Here is a 3,434-nt window from a genome sequence, read left to right on the forward strand (position 1 = left end):
GGTTCGTACGGGGCGGTCGGGGCGGGGCGCCACCAGACGGGGTCCGGGCAGAGGAAGGCGGCCCGGCGGAGGGCCACCCGGTGGATCTTGTTCGTGGCGGTGAGGGGCAGCTCGGCCATCACCCGGACGAAGCGCGGCGGCATCTTCGTGCCCAGGTCCCGCTGCGCCGCGAGGAACGCGGCGAACTCCGCGGGCGCGAAGACCTCCCCCTCCCGCAGGGCCAGGGCCGCCATCACCTGGTCCCCGGCCACCGGGTCCGGTATCGCGTAGACCGCGACCCCCGCGGCCCGTTCCCAGCGGGCCAGGATGTGCTCGATCATCGCCGCGGCCAGGTTCTCGCTGTCGACCCGCAGCCGGTCGTCCGTACGGCCCGCGAAGTAGAGGTGGCCCTCGGCGTCCCGGTAGAAGAGGTCCCCCGTCCAGTACCAGCCCTCGCGCAGCCGTGCCGCCTCGGCGTCCGGGTTGCGCCAGTAGCCCTCGAAGGTGCTGCGGCCCCGGTTGACGAGCTCCCCCACCGCCTCGGAGGCGTTGAGGAGCCGGCCCGTCGGGGAGAACACGGCCGGCGCGCACTCCCGGCCGGTCTCCGCGTCCACCACCGCCAGGTCGTCGCCCGGCGCCGCCCGGCCCACCGCGCCCCGTGGCGTGTCCGGCGTCCGCTGGATCGACGCGCCGCCCTCGGAGGAGCCGTACCCCTCCACCAGCGGCACCCCGAAGCGCTCCCGGAAGCGTGCCGCGTCCACCGCCCCGGCCTCCGTGCCGAAGCCGAGGCGGAGCCGGTGCGCGCGGTCGTCGGGGGTGGGCGGGGTCGCCAGGAGGTACTGCACCGCCCGGCCGACGTAGGTGAAGTAGGTGGCCCCGAAGGCGCGTACGTCCGGCAGGAATCGGGAGGCGGAGAAGCGGGCGCGCAGCGCCACTCCCGCTCCGGCGACCAGCGCCGGTGCCCAGTCCGCGATCACCGCGTTCCCGTGGAACATCGGCATGCAGACGTAGTGGACGTCGTCCCGGCCGACGGAGAAGTGGTCCGCCAGCGAGGCGCCGGCCGCCGCCAGCCGTCCCTGGCTGCAGAGCGCCGCCTTCGGGGCGCCCGTCGATCCGGAGGTGAAGGAGAGCAGGAACCGGGTGCCGGGGCGTACCGGGCCGAGGCGCGCGTCGCCCGGCCGGGCGGATCCGTACGGCGCGAGGAGTTCCCGGTACGCGTCGGTGTCCGTGACCAGGATCCGGACGCCGGGCAGCGGGAGGCCGTCGAGGAGCGGCAGGTGGGCGCGCTGGGTGACCAGGACCCGGCACGCGGTGTGCCGGACGTCCCGGGCGAGTTCGGCGCCGCGCCGGGTGGGGTTGAGGCCGGCGACGGCGGCCCCCGCGAGGGCCGCCGCGCTGAGCCAGAGCGGGTACTCCGGCGTGTTGTCGAGCAGGATGCCGAGGTGCGGCTCGCCCCCCGGCAGGGGTGGCATCAGGTCCACGAGCAGTGCGGCCCGCGCGGCGGCGCCGGCGGCGATCTGGTGGTGGGTGAGGGTGTGGTGCTCGTCCCTCAGCCCGATCCGGTGGTCGCCCCACTGGCGCCGTACGAGTTCCGCGACGGTGTCCGCACCCCTCATGGGCCGGACTGTAACTGACGTCCCATCAGAAATGAACGCCCAGGGACGGTCAGGGACGGTCAGGGACGGTCAGGGAGGTCGGGGGCGGCGGCTCGGCGGCCGTCGGAACGGCCGCCGAGCCACCCCGGCGTCAGAACTTGACGTCGGAGCACGCGTAGAACGCGTTCGCCGTGTCCGCGACCGTCCACACCGCCAGGATCAGGTGACGGCCCGTCTTGCCCGCCGGGATCGTCCCGGAGTGCGAGAGGGTCGCCGGCGGCTGCTGGTTGTTGTAGGGGACGGTCAGGAACGGCTGGGGGTCGAGCGAGGCCCGGGTCAGCTTCTGACTCGGGTTCCAGCCGTTCTTGGTGATGTAGTACTTGAAGTCGGTGGTGCGGTGCCGGGCGGTGAACTGCCAGCGGAAGCTGTAGCTCTGCCCCGCCGTGAGCTGCGTGGCGGGCCACGCTCCGCCCCGGGGATCGTCGAGCTCTGCGAACTGCGAGAGCCCGGCGGAACAGATCTTCCCGTCGGCGGGACCGGCGGAGGGGAAGCCCTTGAGGCCCTCGACCGACTGCGGCTCCCACTGGATGTTGCCGCAGTTGGTCACGGTGCCGTTGGCGCAGAGCTTCTGGCGGCTGATCGGCGAGTCGGTGTAGCCGTGGCTTCCGGCACTACCGGTGGCGAGGAGGGTGGCGCCGGCGACGCCGAGCGCCACCACCGCCGACCCGACTGACTTTTTGCGCATGCTTCGCTCCAGGAGAACGTGGGGGAGTTCCGAAGGGCCGTGCGCGCACGCGTGCGGTGGTACGTCGTTCCGATTTTGGTCTGGACCAAGTACCAAGGTATGGACGGAAGTTGCACATGTCCATCCCTTCACGCCCCCTCTACAGGACCCGTCCGTCCCGTGTAGAACGCCACCGTCAGGTCCTTGACCAGCGCCTTGCGCTCGTAGTCGTCGAGCTCCACCAGACCACGACTGGTCAGCCGGTGGACCACGTCGTCCACCGCGTCCACCACCGAGGTGAGCACGCTGTCCCGGTGCTTCGCGTCGATCGCCGCGATCCGGCGCCGCCGCATCGCCGCCGCCACGTCCGGCGCGTACTCGATCCGCGTCGGCTGCGCCGAGAACACGTCCACGCCGACCGGCGCGCACTCCGCCGACAGCATCCGGGTCAGCGCCTCGCCGACGGCCTCCGCGTCCCGGAGCGTCGGGGCGTCCTCGTGGAAGGCGTCGGCCGGGAGCTGCGACAGCACCCGGGCCATGGCCGCCTCCACCTGCTCGCGCAGGTAGTCCTCGTGGCCGTCGACACCCAGCGCCGCGCGGACGGTGTCCCGCACCCGCCACACCACGAGCACGGTGACGTCGAGCGCGGTGCCCTTGGCGTCCACCGCGGACAGCGGCTCACTGCGCCAGTGCCGCAGCCGTACGTCGACCCGGCGGCGCAGCAGCAGCGGGCTGGCCCAGAGCAGACCGGTCCGGCGGACCGTGCCGCGGTAGTCGCCGAACAGCGTCAGCACGTACGCGTAACCCACCCGGCCCCGGCCGAGCCCGCCGAGCGCGAACAGGGCGAGGACGACACCGAGCGCGAGGAGCGCCCACTGGCCGAGGTGGATGCCGTGGTACGGGCGTTCCGGCAGCCGCAGCATCCGGGCCGCCTCACCGGGAACGGCCCCGGCCCACCACACGACCGCCGCGCAACCGGCGAGCGCGAGGGCCCCGCCGACCACACCGACCCAGCCGGGCAGCGCCGGCCCAGGACGCTCGACGAGCGCGGGGTCGGCGGTGCCCGGCTGGGTCGGTGTGGGCGGCGGGGCCCTCGCGCTCGCCGGTGGCGCGGCGGTCGTGTGGTGGGCCGGGGC

3 protein-coding genes are annotated in these 3,434 nt (G+C 73.9%); all 3 read right to left on the reverse strand.

The window, feature by feature from the left end; genetic code table 11:
• Positions 1-1,595, reverse strand: a 1,595-nt coding sequence (locus EAO70_RS35180; protein WP_148006871.1) for an AMP-binding protein, incomplete at its 3' end; no start/stop codon positions are given.
• A gap of 130 nt (positions 1,596-1,725) precedes the next feature.
• The gene (locus tag EAO70_RS35185) at positions 1,726-2,319 is read right to left on the reverse strand and encodes a lytic polysaccharide monooxygenase (RefSeq protein WP_148006872.1); all 594 of its coding nucleotides are present in this window, start codon (positions 2,317-2,319) and stop codon (positions 1,726-1,728) included.
• Between the two features lie 128 nt (positions 2,320-2,447).
• On the reverse strand, positions 2,448-3,434 hold a 987-nt coding region (locus EAO70_RS35190; RefSeq protein WP_261993205.1), incomplete at its 5' end, for an SPFH domain-containing protein.

The organism is Streptomyces sp. adm13(2018) (genome assembly GCF_008042145.1).
Taxonomy (GTDB): domain Bacteria; phylum Actinomycetota; class Actinomycetes; order Streptomycetales; family Streptomycetaceae; genus Streptomyces.

Bases quoted from the DNA above. Each gene is read 5' to 3' on its own strand.
- EAO70_RS35185 (WP_148006872.1), bottom strand. From the start codon at position 2,319: ATGCGCAAAAAGTCAGTCGGGTCGGCGGTGGTGGCGCTCGGCGTCGCC.